This is a genomic window from Rhizobium anhuiense bv. trifolii, assembly GCF_024346605.1.
In the GTDB taxonomy this organism is placed as follows: domain Bacteria; phylum Pseudomonadota; class Alphaproteobacteria; order Rhizobiales; family Rhizobiaceae; genus Rhizobium; species Rhizobium anhuiense.
Map to the genome: position 1 here is coordinate 85,761 of NZ_CP098803.1, position 18,553 is coordinate 104,313.

14 protein-coding genes and 1 riboswitch are annotated in these 18,553 nt (G+C 61.2%); of the genes, 3 read left to right on the top strand and 11 right to left on the bottom strand.

Annotated elements, in window-relative coordinates; all coding sequences use genetic code 11:
- Window positions 1-93: 93 nt before the first annotated feature.
- Together NE851_RS09090 and metA are read right to left on the bottom strand one after the other, a co-directional pair.
- Window positions 94-1,116 carry an aldose epimerase family protein gene (locus tag NE851_RS09090; RefSeq protein WP_028759059.1) on the bottom strand — a complete coding sequence of 341 codons (1,023 nt, stop codon included), beginning with the start codon at window positions 1,114-1,116 and terminating at the stop codon, window positions 94-96.
- Window positions 1,117-1,342: 226 nt separating this feature from the next.
- Complete coding sequence (gene metA / locus NE851_RS09095) at window positions 1,343-2,266, bottom strand: homoserine O-acetyltransferase MetA (protein ID WP_127431122.1); 924 nt, start codon at window positions 2,264-2,266, stop codon at window positions 1,343-1,345.
- A 48-nt stretch (window positions 2,267-2,314) separates the two neighbouring features.
- Window positions 2,315-2,392: riboswitch (SAM riboswitch) on the bottom strand.
- Window positions 2,393-2,506: 114 nt separating this feature from the next.
- On the opposite strand from metA, the gene NE851_RS09100 reads away from it, so the two are divergent.
- Complete coding sequence (locus NE851_RS09100) at window positions 2,507-4,396, top strand: ABC transporter ATP-binding protein/permease (protein ID WP_174824485.1); 1,890 nt, start codon at window positions 2,507-2,509, stop codon at window positions 4,394-4,396.
- A gap of 73 nt (window positions 4,397-4,469) precedes the next feature.
- Here the strand turns inward: NE851_RS09100 and NE851_RS09105 are convergent, their stop codons facing one another.
- From NE851_RS09105 to NE851_RS09120, 4 genes are all read right to left on the bottom strand, one after another.
- Window positions 4,470-5,099: a DUF5666 domain-containing protein gene (locus NE851_RS09105; protein ID WP_127431123.1), complete on the bottom strand. Its 630-nt coding sequence runs from the start codon at window positions 5,097-5,099 to the stop codon at window positions 4,470-4,472.
- Between the two features lie 119 nt (window positions 5,100-5,218).
- Window positions 5,219-7,039, bottom strand: coding sequence for an ABC-F family ATP-binding cassette domain-containing protein (locus NE851_RS09110; RefSeq protein WP_127431124.1), 1,821 nt, complete (start codon window positions 7,037-7,039; stop codon window positions 5,219-5,221).
- A gap of 2 nt (window positions 7,040-7,041) precedes the next feature.
- The gene (locus NE851_RS09115; RefSeq protein WP_028756520.1) at window positions 7,042-7,692 is read right to left on the bottom strand and encodes a thiamine diphosphokinase; all 651 of its coding nucleotides are present in this window, start codon (window positions 7,690-7,692) and stop codon (window positions 7,042-7,044) included.
- A 63-nt stretch (window positions 7,693-7,755) separates the two neighbouring features.
- The gene (locus tag NE851_RS09120) at window positions 7,756-8,283 is read right to left on the bottom strand and encodes a MarR family winged helix-turn-helix transcriptional regulator (protein ID WP_028756521.1); all 528 of its coding nucleotides are present in this window, start codon (window positions 8,281-8,283) and stop codon (window positions 7,756-7,758) included.
- Window positions 8,284-8,399: 116 nt separating this feature from the next.
- Here NE851_RS09120 and NE851_RS09125 point away from each other — a divergent pair, with 116 nt between their 5' ends.
- Together NE851_RS09125 and NE851_RS09130 are read left to right on the top strand one after the other, a co-directional pair.
- A complete protein-coding gene (locus NE851_RS09125) occupies window positions 8,400-9,938 on the top strand; it encodes an MDR family MFS transporter (protein WP_028756522.1) in 1,539 nt (512 codons plus the stop codon).
- A 387-nt stretch (window positions 9,939-10,325) separates the two neighbouring features.
- Window positions 10,326-11,870: a M48 family metalloprotease gene (locus NE851_RS09130; protein WP_097543555.1), complete on the top strand. Its 1,545-nt coding sequence runs from the start codon at window positions 10,326-10,328 to the stop codon at window positions 11,868-11,870.
- Window positions 11,871-12,023: 153 nt separating this feature from the next.
- Here NE851_RS09130 and NE851_RS09135 read toward each other — a convergent pair whose 3' ends face one another.
- From NE851_RS09135 to NE851_RS09155, 5 genes are all read right to left on the bottom strand, one after another.
- Window positions 12,024-12,887, bottom strand: a complete 864-nt coding sequence (locus tag NE851_RS09135; protein WP_018244054.1) for an RNA polymerase factor sigma-32 — start codon at window positions 12,885-12,887, stop codon at window positions 12,024-12,026.
- A gap of 378 nt (window positions 12,888-13,265) precedes the next feature.
- Window positions 13,266-13,838, bottom strand: a complete 573-nt coding sequence (locus tag NE851_RS09140; RefSeq protein WP_003543775.1) for a CarD family transcriptional regulator — start codon at window positions 13,836-13,838, stop codon at window positions 13,266-13,268.
- Window positions 13,839-14,231: 393 nt separating this feature from the next.
- Window positions 14,232-14,570 (bottom strand): ferredoxin FdxA, encoded by a 339-nt coding sequence (gene fdxA / locus NE851_RS09145; protein WP_007632346.1) that lies wholly within the window; start codon window positions 14,568-14,570, stop codon window positions 14,232-14,234.
- A gap of 193 nt (window positions 14,571-14,763) precedes the next feature.
- Window positions 14,764-15,168, bottom strand: coding sequence for an RNA-binding S4 domain-containing protein (locus tag NE851_RS09150; RefSeq protein ID WP_028756524.1), 405 nt, complete (start codon window positions 15,166-15,168; stop codon window positions 14,764-14,766).
- A 2-nt stretch (window positions 15,169-15,170) separates the two neighbouring features.
- Window positions 15,171-18,398, bottom strand: coding sequence for a helicase-related protein (locus NE851_RS09155; protein WP_254959972.1), 3,228 nt, complete (start codon window positions 18,396-18,398; stop codon window positions 15,171-15,173).
- Window positions 18,399-18,553: the final 155 nt, after the last annotated feature.

Consider the following 18,553-nt stretch of genomic DNA (forward strand, 5'->3'; position numbering starts at 1 on the left):
GACGGAATCGAGCATAGAAAGAAAAAACCCTCACCGCTGGACCGGCAAGGGTTTCATAGCAATCAAATTTGACAGCCGTGCGTGCGCAGAAACTCAGTTCTTGGTGAAGATATAATCCGTCTCCTGGCGAAGCACCTCGCCGGGACGCAGGACGGCATTCGGAAAACCTTGGTGATTGATGGCATCCGGCCAGACCTGCGTCTCCAGGCAGAACCCGGCGAATGGACCATATTTGCGCCCGCCGATGCCGAGCGCCTCGGTATTAAGCTTGAAACCGGCATAGAACTGCACGCCCGGCTCAGTGCTGCGCACTTCCAGCGACACCCCGGAATAGAGGCTGCGGGCAAGCGCGACGCTCCGCTTGGCGGTGCGCTCGGCGGACAGGCAGAAATTATGATCGTACAACACTTGTTCGCTGCCGACGAAACGCTTCATCGGCGCCATCTCGCGGAAATCGAATTCCGTGCCGTCGACGGAACGGATCTCCCCGGTCGGCACCTGCTTCTCATCGGTCGGCAGATAGTGATCGGCGGCAATCATGATGTCGTGGCCAAGCGCATCTTCGCGACCGTCGAGATTGAAATAGGCGTGCTGGCAGACATTGGCGAGCGTCGGCTGGTCGCTGGTCGATTCGTAGGTGATCGACAGTTCGCCGTTGCCATGCACCCGGAAAGTCGCCTGGATGGTGCAATTGCCGGGATAGCCCGCACGGCCATCGGGATCGACGATCTTCAGCACCACGCGGTCGACGTCATGCTCGACGATCGTCCAGTTGCGTTTGGCGATATTGTCGCTGCCGCCATGCAGATGCGTCACGCCATTTTCGTTCAGCTCGAGCTGATGGTCCTTTTCGTCAAGCGTGAATTTGCCGCCGCCGACACGGTTGGCGCAGCGGCCGGGGGTCGCGCCGAAGTAGGCCGAATAAAGGGGATAGCTGTCGAAATCGTCAAAGCCGAGCTGCAGCGGAGCGTCATGTCCCTCAAGGCGCAGATCCTGGATGACCGCACCCCAGGTCATAATCTTGGCCGTCAGCCCGCCGCCCTTGATCTCGACGCGATAGACGGTCTCGCCCGCCTTCGTCTGCCCGAAAACATCCCGCTTCAACTTATCCGACATCATCGACCGTCCATTCTATCCCGGCTGCCTATTCCTCATCGAAATCGATTTAGGAATTTCAGCGATTCAAACTGTTGCAGCGTCCTTGCACGGCTGACAAAGACGCGCGGGCGCTGTGGTGTTCCGGACCGGAACCTGCCCGCATTTGTTCCAAACCGCAACCGGGCGGAGTAGAAAGAAATGCCGCAGCAGCGATGCGGCATCGGCTCAAGGCGCGATGGTGCCCTCAGAGGTCCATGCCGATCTCTTCCACGTCATAGGGCGTCGTCTGGTAGATTTCGTTGATCCAGTTGCCGAACAGCAAATGCGCATGGCTGCGCCAGCGATTCTGCGGCGCAAGCGCCGGATCGTTATGCGGGAAGTAGTTGTGCGGCATCTTGATCGGCACGCCGGCATCGACGTCACGGAAATACTCGTCGGAGAGCGAGGTGGAATCATATTCGACATGGTTGAACATGTAGAGCCGCCGGCCCTTCTTCTCGTGCACGAGGCACACGCCCATCTCGGCTGATTCCATCAGGATCTCCAGATCTTCGGATTTCTCGATATCGGCGCGGCGCACTTCGGTCCAGCGCGACACCGGCACTTCGAAATTGTCGGAAAAGCCGTTGAGATAGATGGAGGAAGGCTTCAGGTTCCGGTGGCGATAAACCCCGAAGGCCTTCTCCTTCAACTCGTATTTCGGAACGCCGTGGAAATGATAGATCGCAGCCATCGCGCCCCAGCAGACGTTCATCGTCGAATGGACATTCGTTTCCGTCCAGTCGAGGATATGCTGCATTTCCGCCCAATAGGTGACGTCCTCATAGGGCAAAAGCTCGATCGGCGCCCCGGTGATGATGAAGCCGTCGAACTTGCGCTGCTTCACCTCTTCCCAGGTCTGATAGAAGGAAAGCAGATGGTCTTCGGAGGTATTCTTCGCCTTGTGGCCGCCGATGCGGATCAGCGACAGCTCCACCTGCAGCGGCGAGGCGCCGACGAGGCGGGCCATCTGCAGCTCGGTCTTGATCTTGTTCGGCATGAGGTTGAGCAGCCCGATCTGCAACGGACGGATATCCTGACGGATCGCCATCGTCTCGGTCATCACCCGCACACCTTCCTGAACCAGGGTTTCGAAGGCGGGCAACGTATCGGGGATCTTGATGGGCATTGCGGTCACTCGATCAAAAACAAAAAACCGGCGGCGAAAAAAATCGCTACCGGTCCGCACGCGGCCCTTTAGCGACTTTTTTAACGTGGCTGCAAGCCGGCCGGCCAAATCACCACGGAGCACTTTAATTAGCCCCAGTCGGACCGCGAATCAATGGCGAAAGCATGCAGGCACGGCCCATGCAAGCATCATCACACTTTAATGACTGATAGAATCTGTTGATAGACCGGTAACGCCACCATGTTAATAATGGGGGCATGGGCGGTGTGGAAAAGTGTAATGGCAGATAAGATCGAGAGGAGGCCGGGAATCCGGAGGCAGGATAGGGTAGGGTATGATCTCAGCCTGACATATCGCCTCGGGGTGATGTTCTCAGCATTCTGGAATTCGGAAGTGCGTGGCAAGGTGCTGTTTCTGGCGACCGTGCTGATTCTCGTCATCTTGGCGACGTCCTACGGCCAGGTCATCCTCAATGAATGGAATGCTCCGTTCTACGACTCGCTGGAGCGCCGCGACCTCGGCGAATTCTTCCACCAGCTTGAAATCTTCGCGATGATCGCCGGCACGCTGCTGCTGCTCAACGTGCTGCAGGCGTGGCTGAACCAGATGACCGCGCTCTATATGCGCGAAGGTCTGTCGCGTGATCTCGTCGACCAGTGGTTGAAGCGCAAGCGGGCGCTGCGGCTTGCTTCCAGTGGCCTGATCGGCGTCAATCCGGACCAGCGCCTGCACGAGGATTCCCGCAATCTCGCCGAAAGCACGACAGGGCTCGTTCTCGGCCTGCTGCAGTCGACCATTCTTCTGGTGAGCTTCATCGGCGTGCTCTGGGAGCTTTCGAGCGGATTCATCTTCCGCATCAGCGGCCATAGCTTCTCCATTCCGGGCTACATGGTCTGGGCGGCGATCTTCTATGCCGCTTCCGCCTCGGTGCTGAGCCAGGTCGTCGGCCGCAAGCTGGTGAAGCTCAATGCCGACCGGTTCTCGAAGGAAGCCGAGCTTCGCTTCACGCTGATGCATGCCAATGAGAACATGCCGGCGATCACCGTCGCCCGCGGCGAGGAAAACGAGCGTCGGCGCATCAACACCGATATCAGCTCGGTACTGAGGGTCGTCAAGCGGCTCGCCATGGCCAATACCAACCTCACCTGGGTTTCGGCCGGCTACGGCTGGCTGGTGATCGTCATCCCGATCATCGTCGCCGCCCCCGCCTATTTCTCCGGCGGCCTCACCCTTGGCCAGCTGATGATGTCCGTCGGCGCCTTCAATCAGGTCAACACGGCATTGCGCTGGTACGTCGCCAATTTCGGCCCGATCGCCGAATGGCGCGCCACGCTGATGCGCGTCACCGATTTCCGTCAGGCGCTGCTCGACATGGACGAGGACTTCGACCTGAAGGACAGCATCGCCTATGAAAGCACCGCGCCCGATACGCTGACACTGAAGGATGTGGTGATCGTCGCCAAGATCGGCGAAGACATCGACGAATGCGGCGGTTTCCGCCTGCGTGAAACCAATGTCGTGATCAAGGCCGGCGAAAAAGTCATGATCAACGGCGATCACAGCGTCAATCGTAAGCTGCTGTTCCAGGCGATGGCCGGCCTCTGGCCGTGCGGCAGCGGCACGATGGGGCTGCCGCCGGTCGACGACATGCTGTTCGTGCCGCAGATCGCCTATGTTCCCGGCGGCACACTGCGCGAGGCGCTGGCCTTTCCCGAAAGTCCTGATGCCTACGAGAAAGCCGCCGTCGAGGCTGCCCTCGAGAAGGCCGGCCTGCATTCGCTGATCGCCAGGCTCGATACCCGCGCCCGCTGGGACAAGCTGCTCGACAGCGACGAGCAGAAGGCGATCGGCTTCGCCCGCCTGCTGCTCGTACGCCCGCGCTGGATCATTTTCGACGAGGTGCTGGAAGGCATGGAGCCGGAATGGCAGGAAACCATGGCCAAACTGCTCACCACCCTGCCCGAAAGCGGCATGATCTATATCGGCCGTTCCGAAGCCTATCTCGAGGTGCTGAAGCCGCGCGTGCTGCATCTGCAGGCGCTGCCGTCAAGATCCGAGGAACCGCCTGTCGCCCAGACTGGCGCCAGCGCCAGTGCAGGCGCTGCCGCCGTGCCCGCGCCGGCGCTTTGATGCGTGCCGCCCCAAAGTGTAGAGCGGTTTTGGCATAACGGAATGCGTTAAGATAAAGATATGAGCCGGCCGCTCACATCGGCGGCGTGATGCCGTTGAGGCCGACAGCCACCTGGCTGGCCGAGATACTGCCGTCAGCCGCCTTCTCGCCGGTGACGATAACGCCGGCGCCAGTCTTCAAATCATCCTTGGTCGCCGGCGCCAGTGTCACGATCGGTGTCGCATCGGCAATCGTGATGGTCTTTTCCTTGCCCTGATAGGTCAGCGTGATCGTGTGGCCTTCGACGGATTTGACGGCGTTGCTGACGGTCGCGTTGGTCATCTGGCTGTTCGGCTGCGCATCCCAGGGACGGTTGCCCTCGCCGGTGCCTTTCATCGACGCCGGAAAGATCAGCACTTCGATCGCCCCATCCGGGCCGTTGCCCTTCGGAAGTGAGGCAACGCCGACGAAATCGCCGGGCTTGATATCCTCGACCGAGGCTTTCCGGATACCGCCGACTTTCCAGCTGGCTTTCAGCGTGATCGTCGCATCGCTGCCTTCGCGCGTCTTGACAACGAGTTGATCACCGCTGAGGCTTTCGATGGCGCCGCGAATGCGGACGCGCTGGCTATCCTGCGCCTCGACGGCCTGCGATAGGGCAAGCGCGACAATGCCGCCGGCGGCAAGGGTTGTGAAAATTTTGGAATTGGGCTTGCGAGACATATGACTTTTCCTTGTCGCCATTGCGATCGGCAATATCCCCGGCTGCCGGGCGGCACTCTATGCCGCACGACGATCAACTGGCGAATCAAGGAAAGGTGAGCCGGCGCGTTTGGGAAGCCTCAGCCTTCCAGCTCTTCGCGTAGCATTTCGAGCTCCAGCCACTCCTCCTCCATTTTGGTCAGGCTGGAGCGCAGTTTTTCCATCTCGGCGGCAAGCCGGTTGAAGGCCGCGGCATCGCGCGTAAACAGATTGGGATCGGCCATCGCCTGTTCGCGCTTGGCGATCTCGGCTTCGGCTTTCGCCATCTCCTTCGGCAGATTGTCAAGCGCGAATTTCTGCTTGAAGGAAAGCTTGGTCTTGGCACTTCCTGCGGACGGCGCTGCCTCTTGCGTCTTCGGCTTCTCCGCCGCTTTCTCCGCCCTCTTGCGCTCCTCAAGCGCGCCCTTGCGCTGCGCAAGCATGTCGGAATAGCCGCCGGCATATTCGATCCAGCGACCGTCAGGCGCATCCGGCACGGCAGGCGCGATCGTCGAGGTCACGGTGCGGTCGAGGAAATCGCGGTCGTGGCTGACGAGAATGACGGTGCCGGGAAAGCCGGCGACGATTTCCTGCAGCAGATCGAGCGTTTCGATATCGAGATCATTGGTCGGCTCGTCGAGGATCAGGAGGTTCGCCGGACGCGAGAGGATACGTGCCAGCATCAGCCGGGCGCGCTCGCCGCCGGAGAGGCTTTTGATCGGCGTCCGCGCCTGTTCCGGTTGGAACAGGAACTCTTTCATATAGCCGGTAACATGACGCTGCTCGCGGTTGACGAGCAGGTTTTCGCCGCGCCCGTCCGTCAGGTAGTTGGCAAGCGTATTCTCGGGATCGAGATCCTCGCGCTTCTGGTCGAGCGTCGCGATCTCCAGATTGGTGCCAAGCTTTATCGTGCCGCTATCCGGGGAAAGCTGCCCGGTCAGCATCTTCAACAGCGTCGTCTTGCCGGCGCCGTTCGGCCCGACCAGACCGATGCAGTCACCGCGATGCACGCGGATCGAGAAGGGCATGACGATTGTCCGGTCGCCGAAGCTCTTGGTGATCTTGTCGGCCTCGATCACCAGCTTGCCGGATTCCTGCGCGTCCGAAACGGTCGCCTGCACGGTACCTTGTGGCCCTTTGTGGCCACGATATTGCGAGCGCATCGTCTGCAGTTCACCGAGGCGGCGCATGTTGCGCTTGCGTCGCGCCGTGACGCCATAGCGCAACCAGTGCTCCTCGCGCTCGATCGCCTTGCCGAGCTTGTGCTGCTCCAGCTCCTCGGCCTCCAGCACCTGGTCGCGCCAGGCTTCGAAATGCGCAAAGCCCCTGTCGAGCCGGCGTGAGGTGCCGCGGTCGAGCCAGACGGTTGCGGTCGAGACCTTTTCGAGAAAACGCCGGTCGTGCGAGATCAGCACCAAAGCGCTGCGGGTCTTCTGCAACTCGCCTTCCAGCCATTCGATTGTGGGAAGGTCGAGATGGTTGGTCGGTTCGTCGAGCAGGAGAATGTCGGGCTCCGGCGCCAGGACGCGGGCAAGGGCGGCCCGGCGCGATTCGCCGCCGGAAAGGGTCTTCGGATCTTCCTCGCCGGTCAGCCCGAGATGGGAGAGCAAATAGGTGACGCGGTAAGGATCATCGCCCGGCCCGAGACCGGCCTCGGCATAGGCCTGAACCGTGTTGAAGCCGGCAAAATCCGGCGCCTGTTCGAGATAACGCACCGTCGAGGACGGATGGCGGAAGACCTCGCCGGACTGTGCCTCGACCAGGCCGGCGGCGATCTTCAGCAGCGTCGATTTTCCCGAGCCGTTGCGGCCGACGAGACAGATCTTGTCACCAGGCTCGATCTGCAGCGCCGCCCCCGCGAGGAGCGGTGCACCGCCGAAGCTCAGGAAGATATCGTCGAGTTTCAGAATGGGAGGGGCCAAAATCAGACTCCGGAAAGATCATAGGGCCTGGCGAGCACGATCGCCTGGCCGCTGCGGAGCGAAAAGCGAACCTTGCCTTCCGCGACGTTGGAAATGGTGCGCGACGAGCCGAAAGGCAGATGAAAATCGGCCAGCGGATAACGCGCATTCTCGATGGAAAGCCCGATCAGCTCGCTGAACCCGGGCACGGAAAACAGGCTGCCCTTGGGAAGGTCCAGTTCGATCGTCCCGGCAATCAACGGCACGGCCTCTTCCTTGCCCGAGGTCAGCAGCACGTCGAAGCCCTCTTCCGCCAGGCTGACGGCCGACAGCAGATGCTGAAGCGCATGGTCCGAGCGTTCGCCGCCGAGCGCACCGGCCAGAATCAGCCGCCGCGCACCGCGCGCGATCGCTTCCGACACTGCGATTTCGCCATCGGTCGCCGCCTTCGCTGCGGGATAAGGCTGTTTCGGCACATCGGGAAATGCATCCTCGAGATCGGCGGGCGTCGAATCGAAATCGCCGACCCAGAGCTCGGGCATAATGCCGAGTGCTGCCGCATGCCGCATCCCGCCATCGGCCGCAATGAAGCGGCTGTCGCCGATGGCATGCCGCAGGCGCTCCGTCAGGCTGAGTTCGCCGCCAAGGAGAATGGTGAAGGTGGATTGGCTCATGGGCACTGCCCTTAGCGCAAACGGGGGGTCGAGGGGAAGGGGCGCCGAACGACGTGCCTCGCCTCAGCCCGGCGTATCCTTGTCGCGCGACAGGAAGACCGCCTCGTAACCGCCGATGAAACGCTCGAAAAGTATCGCGAAGCGATCGATATCTTCCTGCGGCCAGTCGGCGACGATCTCGGAGATGATCGCGAGCTTCTGCGCGACGATCTCGGCAAGCAGAGCCTGGCCGACCTCGGTCATGACGACAACGATCCGCCGCGCGTCGGCCTGCGAGGCCTCGCGGCGCAGGACGTTGCGCCCGACCATGTCGGCCACCACGCGGCTTGCCCGTGACGGATCGATGCGCAGCATCTCCGCGATCATGCCGACCGTGACCTCGCCGGCAGGCTGCGCCCTCCGCACGGCATCGAGCACATCGAGATGCGAAAGTTCAAGGCCCGGTGCGGCACTCTGGATCGCCAGCCGACCGATCAGCCGCCGACCGGTCATCAATCGCATGCGCGCCATGCTGCGGCCGATACGAGGCACGTTTTCCTCATTCGGCGTGGCGGATTGCGCGGAAATGGTCTTGGTCAGCACGTCACTCATGACGAGACCATAACAGAGCCGATGCGGAATTTGAACATGCTGATGTCAATAATGTGCTGTTGACAATTATATGCTGTTAGCACATAAAAGCTCATCAAACCCGGAATGACGCTCCCATGGACATGCAATTCGTGCCTGCGCCGCTCGTGACCGATCCTCGTCGCCGGCTTATCCTGTTCTTCTTCCTGATGACGGCCATGTTCATGGCGACGCTGGATAATCAGATCGTTTCCACGGCGCTGCCGACGATCGTCGGCGAATTCGGCCATCTCGAGCGCTTCGGCTGGATCGGTTCGGCCTATCTCCTGTCGCTGAGCGCCGTCATGCCGCTTTACGGCAAGCTCGGCGATCTCTTCGGCCGCAAATATGTGATGATGACGGCGATCACGATCTTCACCGTCGGCTCAGCGGTCTGCGGCCTTGCGGTCTCGATGGACACGCTGATCGCCGCCCGTGTGCTGCAGGGCCTTGGCGGCGGCGGCATCATGGTGTCGATCTTCGCCGTCAACGCCGATCTGTTCGAGCCGCGCGAGCGGGCGCGCTATCAAAGCTATTCCAGCCTCGTGCTGATGGCATCTGGTGCGATCGGCCCGGTGCTCGGCGGTACGATGAGCGATCTCTTCGGCTGGCGCTCGATCTTCCTCGTCAATGTGCCGATCGGCTTCATCGTACTTGCCGGCCTTGCTTTCATGTTGCCGTACCGAAAACCGCATCGCCGACCGAAGATCGACTATGCAGGTGCACTTCTGCTTGCCATGACGACGACAAGCATCGTGCTTGCCACCGACAGCAGCGAACTGTTCGGCGCATTGATCTCACCCCAGAGCGTCGGCATCGTCGCCTTCGGTGTGATCTGTGCCGTCATCTGGGTTTTCACGGAGCGCCGCGCGCCGGAGCCGATCGTTCCCCTGCAGCTCTTTCGCAATTCGACCTTCAGCCTGCTCCTGGTGATCTCGATCATGGGCGGCGCCATCGCCATCGGCATGGTCAATTATCTCGCCCTCTTCCTGCAGACCACCACAGGCCTTTCACCGTCCGCCGCCGGCCTGCTCTTCATCCTCCTGACCGGCGGCCTCGTCTGCGGATCGTTGACGGCAGGCCGCATCATCTCGAGGACGGGGCGCTACAAGCCCTTCGCCATCGCAAGCCTCACCTGCAGCGCCACCGCCTTTGCGCTATTGTCGCAGGTCCATGCGGGAACGCCGATCGCCTTCATCGGCGCGATCATGATGCTGCACGGTATCGGCATCGGCCTTGCCCAGCAGGTTCCCATCATCGGCGTGCAGAATGCAGCACCGGCCCGCGACGTCGGTGCGGCCACCGGCTCGGTGACGCTGTCGCGCATGGGAGGCGCTTCGATCGCCATCTCGATCTACGGCGCGATCATTGCCTCTGGGCTCGGCACGGTCGGCATTTCCATTCCCGGCGTCACCGATATCGAGCAACTGACGCCAAAGATGATGGCTGCCCTTCCCGAGCCAAGCCGCCAGGCCGTGGCCGATATCTATGCTGCCGCTTTCTCGCCGCTCTTCATGACCTCCTGCGCCATTGCGCTGATCGGCCTTGTGGCTGCCATCATGCTGAAGCCAGTGCAATTGCCCCGCGCCGGCGAGACGGAGAAGCCGCAAGCGGCGACGGCGGAAGCTGCCGAATAGTCGAATCGCCCCGCGGAAATGCCTCACCAAGAGGCGCTCCCTCACAAAGAACATATTTCTGGTTGCGCTTTTCGCGCATGGCTGTCGCGGCCGCGCCGGTTAATTCAATCGGCCCGTTCTTTTTCCGCGCCGTTGACGAATCTCCCCTCTGTGACGGAACTTTCGCCATAATTTCATCCGAGCGAAGGGAGGCCTCAATGCCCGAGGCTTGCCAAAATGCAACGGCGCCACATTTAAACAGAGTCTCGCTATGCAACCGATGCGTAAATCAGCTACAGCAAGGACTTGTATCGGCCGATTGTGCAGCGCGAGATCAGGGGTGCGCACCTGTTGAATTCCCCTTGCCACGGTCGGTTTGAATCTGCGGCAAACCGGCAAAACAGCGACATGATGCGGAGAAACAGACTGGACAGCTTGACGACGTGGAAATCGCCCGCGCTTTCCAGTGATGCCATCTCCACGCCGCGGCGCTTCCCGCGTCGCCTAATGCTGCTTTCAGCCCTCGCAATGGCGCTGAATGGCTGTCAATCGCTGATTGACCAATCCTATCAGCCGAGTGTTTCGCCTTCTTCCAATCCGCAGATCGTCGACGAGGTGCAGAAGAACGACCCGCGCGCGGCGATGGGCGCCCGTGAGCATCCGCGCATCGTGGCAAGCTACGGCGGCGAATACAAGGATGCCAAGACCGAACGCCTCGTTGCCCGCATCGCCGGCGCGCTGACGGCGGTGTCGGAAAATCCGAGCCAGTCCTACCGCATCACCATCCTGAATTCGCCGGCGATCAACGCCTTTGCGCTGCCGGGCGGTTATCTCTATGTCACCCGCGGCCTGCTCGCCCTTGCCAACGACGCCTCGGAAGTCGCCGCCGTGCTGTCGCACGAGATGGGCCATGTGACGGCGAACCACGGCATCGAGCGGCAGAAGCGCGAAGAGGCTGAGGTCATCGCCAGCCGCGTCGTCGCCGAGGTGCTTTCCAGCGACATCGCAGGCAAGCAGGCGCTGGCCCGCGGCAAGCTGCGGCTCGCCGCCTTCTCCCGCCAGCAGGAGCTGCAAGCCGATGTCATCGGCGTGCGCATGCTCGGCGAAGCCGGCTACGATCCCTATGCCGCAGCCCGTTTCCTCGATTCGATGGCGGCATACAGCCGCTTCATGTCGGTCGATCCCGAAGCCGACCAGAGCCTCGACTTCCTGTCGAGCCACCCGAACTCCGCCCAGCGCATCGAGCTTGCCCGCACCCACGCCCGCGCTTTCGGCCAGGAAGGTTCCGTCGGCGACAAGGGCCGCGATTATTATCTCGATGGCATAGATGGACTGCTCTACGGCGATAGCCCGGAGGAAGGCTATGTGCGCGGCCAGACCTTCCTGCATGGCGGTCTCGGGATCCGCTTCGACGTGCCACCGGATTTCCACATCGACAACAAGGTCGAAGCCGTGATGGCCACCGGCCCGAACGACATCGCCGTCCGCTTCGACGGCGTCGCCGACAATCAGAACCAGAGCCTCACCAACTATATCTCCAGCGGCTGGGTGACCGGTCTCGACCCCTCGACCATCCAGCCGATCACCATCAACGGCATGGAAGCAGCCACCGCGCGCGCAAGCGCCGACCGCTGGGATTTCGATGTCACCGTGATCCGCAACAATTCGCAAATCTTCCGCTTCCTGACCGCCGTGCCGAAAGGCAGTGACGCCCTTGAGCCGACGGCCAATGTCCTGCGTGCGAGTTTCCGGCGTATGACGCCGGCAGAGGCAGCCTCGCTGAAGCCGCTGCGCATCCGCGTCGTCACCGTCCGGCCGGGGGAGAACATCTCGACGCTCGCCGCCCGCATGATGGGCACCGACCGCAAGCTCGATCTCTTCAAGCTCATCAACGCCCTGCCCACGGGCGCAGCCGTTTCACCGGGCGACCGCGTCAAGATCATCGCCGAATAAAAGAGGCCCGGCTTACGCCGGGCCAGTCTGTGCTGCTGGAGGGGACAAAGCATGTCGCGCAAAACTGTGCAGCGGTTTTACGATAACGACATGCGTAAAACAAAGACCTGAAGCGCGAGGAGCGAATCTGAAGGATCGCGACGCGCTTTGGGTTCAAGCATAGGCGGCCATATGCGGATCGGCGCTGACGAGCGCGCTGCGAAGCTTCTCCATCGCCCGGCTTTCGATCTGACGCACGCGTTCCTTGGAAATGCCGAGGTCGGCGCCGAGTTCTTCGAGCGTGGCTCCGTCCTCCGCCAGACGCCGGGCACTGATGATCTTCATCTCGCGTTCGTTGAGATGTTTCAGCGCCGAGGCGAGCCAGACGCGGCGGCGCTCGCCGTCGATCATGTTGGAAACCTGCTCATCCGGCAGGGGATCGTCACTGACGAGGAAATCCATCTTCTCCGCACTCTCGGCATCGCCGGAAACCGAAGGCGCCTGCAGCGAGGCATCGTTGCCAGAAAGCCTGGCATCCATGGTCTGTACATCGGCGAGGCTGACCCCGAGGGCAGCGGCGATTTCCTGGTGAATGGATTGCAGCGTCAGCTGCGTGTCACCCTTGGCGAGCTTGGCGCGCAGGCGACGCAGATTGAAGAACAGCGCCTTCTGCGCCGAACTCGTGCCGCCGCGCACGATCGACCAGTTGCGCAGGATATAATCCTGGATCGAAGCCCTGATCCACCAGCTTGCATAGGTCGAAAAGCGCACGTCGCGTTCCGGTTCGAAGCGGGCGGCGGCCTCCAGCAGCCCGACATAGCCCTCCTGCACGAGATCGCTCATCGGCAGGCCGAAGTTGCGGAACTTGCCGGCCATAGAGATGACCAGGCGCATATGGGCCATGGCGATCTGGTTGCGGGCACCGCGATCGTCGTGATCCTTCCAACGAGTGGCAAGATCGTGCTCTTCCTGACGGGCGAGATAGGGGGCGGCCATCGCGATTTTGATCATGCGCCGATCTGCAGACATGTTCTTCATTTCGATCTCCTGAAACAGGCCTCTCGCCCTAAAATGAACAATAAAACGCACCTTCCGGAACATCGCTGTTCCAGACTGAATGGGGTTCTGAATGCATAAAGGCCCCGCCCCTGGACTTTTCAGGGGGAGGCCCTATTTCTCATCATGTGCCGCTAAGACGGCCGGGCTGGACCTGTTTCTTCACGTTGCCGGATGGGCAATATTGAAAAGGCATGATCCGCTCCTCATCGAACATTGACGGAATAGCAGTTCGCCCGTCGAGGCCATTGCCCGCGAGCAGTCCGCAATTACGTGTGTTAAACGCGGCAGTCGGGAAAAAGTTCCAATAAAAAAACCCGGCGCGAAGGCCGGGTTTTTTGACAGGAAAACAGGCTCGCCTTATGCGGCTTCGTCCTGCGAATCGTCTTCTTCGATTGCCTTTCCGCGCTTCGGACCCTTGTTGAGATTGGTCTCGACGAGACGGACGGCTTCGGTTTCCGACATCTTGTTGACGGCGGCGATTTCGCGCGCCATGCGATCGAGCGCAGCCTCATAAAGCTGACGCTCGGAATAGGACTGTTCGGGCTGGTTCTCGGCACGATAGAGATCACGCACGACCTCAGCGATGGAAATCAGGTCGCCGGAATTGATCTTGGCATCATATTCCTGGGCGCGACGGGACCACATGGTGCGCTTGACGCGCGCCTTGCCCTGCACGACCTTCAAAGCACGCTCGACGAAATCCGTTTCCGAAAGCTTGCGCATACCGATGCTCATGGCCTTCGCGACCGGAACCTTCAGACGCATCTTGTCCTTCTCGAAATCGATAACGAAAAGTTCGAGCTTCATGCCGGCAACTTCTTGCTCTTCGATAGCGGTGATGGTACCGACGCCATGAGCGGGGTAGACGATCGATTCACCGGTCTTGAAGCCGTGACGTGCTGTAGAAGGCTTTTTCTGCTGAGTCGTCATTCTATTCAAAAACTCCCTGTTACGCATCCGGCGGCGGCCGGAGCCGGGTCAGTCAGGCCCGGGTGAGACGGTAGTATCCGTCGGGTGACTTCACTCTGGTCCTATCGGGCAAAAGCAAAGACTTTTTGCGCACGATCTTGGGACCCGGCGCTCAAAGCGTTGATATGTCACGGAAACCGCGTACGGATTTGTTTTGCTTTCGTGATGGTTTTGGGCATGCGTCATGCCACAAATGGAACAGTAGACGAAACCTATCATAAAAATATGAGGAAATCAATAATTTGCTTCGCTTGAGTCATGCGGGCAACACATGTCACCCATATGCCTCACGCAGCTTTTAAAACGTTTCGCCCCGCAGCCGCCCGAATTCGGAGGCCGAATGTGGGCGCTGTCTCAATCGCCGGAACCGGGCTTCTCGGAGAAATACTTCTCGAATTTTCCGGTCTCGCCATCCATTTCCTTGGCCTCAGGCAACGGCTCCTTCTTGACCGTGATATTCGGCCAGATCGTCGCATATTCGGTATTGATCTTCAGCCATTTGTCGAGACCCGGCTCGGTATCGGGCTTGATCGCCTCGGCGGGACATTCGGGTTCGCAGACGCCGCAATCGATGCATTCGTCGGGATGAATGACGAGAAAGTTCTCGCCCTCATAGAAGCAGTCGACAGGGCAGACTTCCACGCAATCGGTGTATTTGCACTTGATGCAATTGTCGGTCACGACATAGGTCATGAAGAACTCCAGGATTTCCATGCGGTGGGGCCGGGCAACCTGGAACGTCGCGCCTATCCCCGTGCCGGAGGAAAAGCGTGGGCAGGCTTGGGCGGCAAGCACGCTTCCGGCAGGTTGACAGTGACCTATCGGCTTTGGCGCCGGATTTCAAGGATAAACGATCTGCAAAAGCCGCCAGCGCAGACAGAGTTTTCTAATCCTCGTCCGACATCAGCCTGTCGATTGCACGTCTTTCCTTTTTGGTCGGACGGCCGGTACCGGTCGCCCGGATCGCCTGTTCGTAGGGCGTGAGACGTTTTGCCTCATCAGGCGGCGGCGATTGGTCGTCATACAGCAGGCGCGCCTCCTCGTAAGGTCCCCGCCGCTCACCGGCGAGGCGCACCACGAGAACGACGTCGCGCCGTTCCAGCGTCATCTCGATACGGTCACCCGGCTTGACCATCTGGCTCGGATGGCTGCAGCGTTCGCCGTTGATGCGCACATGGCCGGATTGGATTTGGCTCTGCGCCAATGAACGCGACTTCACCATGCGCGCGAAGAACAGCCACTTGTCGATGCGCTGGCGCGAACCGCTTGTCGGCTGTGTCTCCGCGCTCATGATTACTTCTTCATCTGCTCCTTGAGAGCCGCGAGCTTGGCGAAAGGCGAATCCGGATCGATCGGCTTCTCCTTGCGCGGCGGCTTGGCCTCGAAGCGCAGCGGCTGCGAGCCGCCGCGATTGTTGTTGCGGTCGTTACGATCGTTGCGGTCACCACGATCCTTGCGGTCACCACGGTCCTGCCGGTCGCCGCGCGGCTGATCGCCCCGTGGCTGATTGTTGCGATCGCCCCTTGCCTGCTGCGGCCGGCCGCCATCACGACCGCCGCCGTCCTTGCCGCGATTGTTGCGATTGTTGTCACGGCCTTCGCCGCGATTGCCCTCGCCGCCTTCACCGCCGCCCGGCCGACGATTGCGGTCGCCGCGTTCCTGGTTCTGACCGCGCTCCTGACCCTGGCCGCCACGGCGTTCGCCATGCCCGCCGCGCGCCTGGCGCTGATTGTCGTTGCGGCCGCCGAGACGCCACAGAAGAACCGGCTTCGGTTCGACCGGCTCGCCGGCGTCCTCAGCAGCGGATACCGCCGTCTCGGCAGACGCTTCCACCGAAGCGGCTGTCTCGGCTGCTTCGACAGGAGCAGGGGTTTGGACCGTTTCGGCCACGGGCGCGTCGGCAGCCACGGGCACCGCCTCGGTTGCGGGCGCTTCGGCAGCAGTCTCTTCCGCCGCCCCGTCGGCATCGTCGTGATCGGCCTTTTCGGCTGTCTCATCCGCCGACGTTTCCGCGGTGGCGGCGGGCACTGAGGCCGCATCCTGCGCCGCAAGATGTGCCGATGCCTCTTCCGCCTTCACGGCATCGGCGCGATAGCCGAGACCCTTGAGGATTTCTTCCATGTCCTCGAGCGTCGCACCAAGAATCGACAGCATAGCCGTCGTCGTCGTGAAACGGCGGCCGTCATAGGCGCCCTCCGGACGATTATTCTGACCGGGCTTCCACTGCAGCAGCGGACGGATGATGTCGGCAAGCCGTTCCAGGATGTCGATTCGCACGGCACGCTTGCCGAGGAACCGGAAGCCGGCGAGCTTATAGAACATCCGCTCGAAGCTCGGGTCGGTGACGACGGAGGTGCGGCCGGCGGCAAGCACGGGAATGAGATCGCCGTAGCCCGGTTTGTCGAGACCGTCGTTCTTCAGCGCCCAGAGCAGCGTGATGAGCTCGGCCGGCGCCGGCTTCAGAAGTGCCGGAACGAAGATATGATAGGCGCCGAAACGCACGCCGTAGCGGCGCATGGAGGCGCGGGCATCCTGGTCCAGCGACTTCACCTCCTCGGTCACGTCGCGTCGGAACAGCACGCCGAGATTTTCGACGAGCTGGAAGGCAAGCCCCTTGGCAAGACCCTGCAGATCCTCGGCGCGCGACAGATCATCGAGCGGTTTCAGCACCGTGCTGATATGATGGTTGACGAAGCGTTCGATGCGGGCCGCAACGTGATCCCGGGCATTGCCCGTCAACTGCTCGTCGGCCAGCAGAAGCACGCGCGGACGCATGACGTGATCACTGCCCGAAAGCCGCGCCACCGGGTCGCCCAGCCAACGAATCAACCCATCCGAGCCGATCGCCAGATCACTATTGCCGGCGGCATGCATCCGCGCCGCGCGGGCTTCGAATTCGAGCGCGAGCGCCTTCTGCGACGCAGCCTGAACCGCCTTGGCATCCGGTCCGTCCGTTCCCGCCACCGGCGTGAAACGGAATCCGCTCAATTGCCCTACATGATGTCCTTCAACGAAGACATCACCATTCACACTGATTTCAGCTTCCAGCATCGCATTCTCTCTCAGGCGCTTCATGAGCACAGATGTCCTGCGATCAACAAAGCGTTTCGTCAACCTTTCATGTAACGCGTCGGACAATCGATCTTCGATTTCCCGCGTCTTTTCCTGCCAGTGTGTCGGATCGGCAAGCCAGCCAGGCCGATTCGAAACGTAGGTCCAGGTCCTTATCTGCGCGATTCGCGCCGAAAGCGTGTCAATTTCCCCATCTGTCCGATCGGAGCGATGCACCTGCTCCGCGAGAAACTGCTCATTCACCGTGCCATAGCGGACGAGATCGGAAAAGAGGGTCGAGATAAGATCGGCGTGTTGCGCAGGAGTGATACGCCGGTAATCGGGAAGCGCGCAAGCCTCCCAGAGTTTTTCGACGCGCGCCGGCCTGTCGGCGAGATCGATGACCTCTGGATAACGCGAAAGCTGTTCCAGCGCCTGCTGGTCGACAGCAGGCAGCGCTCGCGTCAGTCCCGGCACGCGCGGTCCCGCCTCAAGGCTTGTCCGCAAGGATTGAATCGAGGAGAAGTCCATCTCAGTCGTGCGCCATTGCAAAACCTTGACGTTGTCGAATTCGTGCCCCTCGATACGTTGCACCAATTCATCGTCGAAGGGCGAGACCTGTCCGGTGACGCCGAAGGTCCCGTCCCGCACGTGCCGCCCGGCGCGCCCGGCGACCTGGCCGAGTTCGCCCGGATTGAGATTGCGGAACTGGTAACCGTCGAATTTCCGGTCTTGGGCAAAGGCGACGTGATCGACATCGAGGTTGAGGCCCATGCCGATCGCATCGGTCGCCACCAGATATTCGACGTCGCCCGCCTGATAGAGTGCGACCTGCGCATTGCGGGTGCGCGGGCTGAGCGCGCCGAGCACGACAGCCGCGCCGCCACGCTGGCGGCGGATGAGCTCGGCGATGGCATAGACCTCGTCGGCCGAAAACGCGACGATGGCAGAACGCTGCGGCAGCCGGGTGATCTTCTTCTGGCCGGCATAGAAAAGATGCGAAAGCCGCGGCCGCTCGACGACAGTGATGCCCGGCAGGAGCTGCTGCAGGATCGGCCGCATCGTCGCCGCGCCAAGCAGCAGCGTTTCCTCACGGCCGCGAAGATGCAGGATGCGGTCGGTGAAGATATGACCGCGCTCGAGATCGCCGGCGAGCTGAACCTCGTCGATGGCAACGAAGGCGGCCTTGGTCTCACGCGGCATCGCCTCGACGGTACAGACGGAAAAACGCGCATTGGGCGGCGAAATCTTTTCCTCACCGGTGACCAGCGCCACATTCTGCACGCCGACCTTCTCCACCACCCGCGTATAGACCTCGCGCGCCAGCAGCCTGAGCGGCAAGCCGATCACGCCGGTCCCGTGCGCGACCATGCGCTCGATGGCATAATGGGTCTTGCCGGTATTGGTCGGTCCGAGCACCGCGGTCACACCGCGTCCACTCAGAATCATCGGCTGCGAAGTCAGAGTCATGGGTCCATGCAAATGAGGCGGGTGGCCCCAGGAAAATCTCAGCCCCACGAGGGAAGCTAAAGAACACATGGACAGCTGCCGCCGCAAACGCAAGGGCAGATTTCAAAATGCACCGGGGATTACGACCTTTGCGAGTCTTGTGGAACGTCTGAATT

Bases quoted from the DNA above. Each gene is read 5' to 3' on its own strand.
- NE851_RS09090 (WP_028759059.1), bottom strand. From the start codon at position 1,116: ATGTCGGATAAGTTGAAGCGGGATGTTTTCGGGCAGACGAAGGCGGGC.
- metA (WP_127431122.1), bottom strand. From the start codon at position 2,266: ATGCCCATCAAGATCCCCGATACGTTGCCCGCCTTCGAAACCCTGGTT.
- NE851_RS09100 (WP_174824485.1), top strand. From the start codon at position 2,507: ATGTTAATAATGGGGGCATGGGCGGTGTGGAAAAGTGTAATGGCAGAT.
- NE851_RS09105 (WP_127431123.1), bottom strand. From the start codon at position 5,099: ATGTCTCGCAAGCCCAATTCCAAAATTTTCACAACCCTTGCCGCCGGC.
- NE851_RS09115 (WP_028756520.1), bottom strand. From the start codon at position 7,692: ATGAGCCAATCCACCTTCACCATTCTCCTTGGCGGCGAACTCAGCCTG.
- NE851_RS09120 (WP_028756521.1), bottom strand. From the start codon at position 8,283: ATGAGTGACGTGCTGACCAAGACCATTTCCGCGCAATCCGCCACGCCG.
- NE851_RS09125 (WP_028756522.1), top strand. From the start codon at position 8,400: ATGGACATGCAATTCGTGCCTGCGCCGCTCGTGACCGATCCTCGTCGC.
- NE851_RS09130 (WP_097543555.1), top strand. From the start codon at position 10,326: ATGATGCGGAGAAACAGACTGGACAGCTTGACGACGTGGAAATCGCCC.
- NE851_RS09135 (WP_018244054.1), bottom strand. From the start codon at position 12,887: ATGAAGAACATGTCTGCAGATCGGCGCATGATCAAAATCGCGATGGCC.
- NE851_RS09140 (WP_003543775.1), bottom strand. From the start codon at position 13,838: ATGACGACTCAGCAGAAAAAGCCTTCTACAGCACGTCACGGCTTCAAG.
- fdxA (WP_007632346.1), bottom strand. From the start codon at position 14,570: ATGACCTATGTCGTGACCGACAATTGCATCAAGTGCAAATACACCGAT.
- NE851_RS09150 (WP_028756524.1), bottom strand. From the start codon at position 15,168: ATGAGCGCGGAGACACAGCCGACAAGCGGTTCGCGCCAGCGCATCGAC.
- NE851_RS09155 (WP_254959972.1), bottom strand. From the start codon at position 18,398: ATGACTCTGACTTCGCAGCCGATGATTCTGAGTGGACGCGGTGTGACC.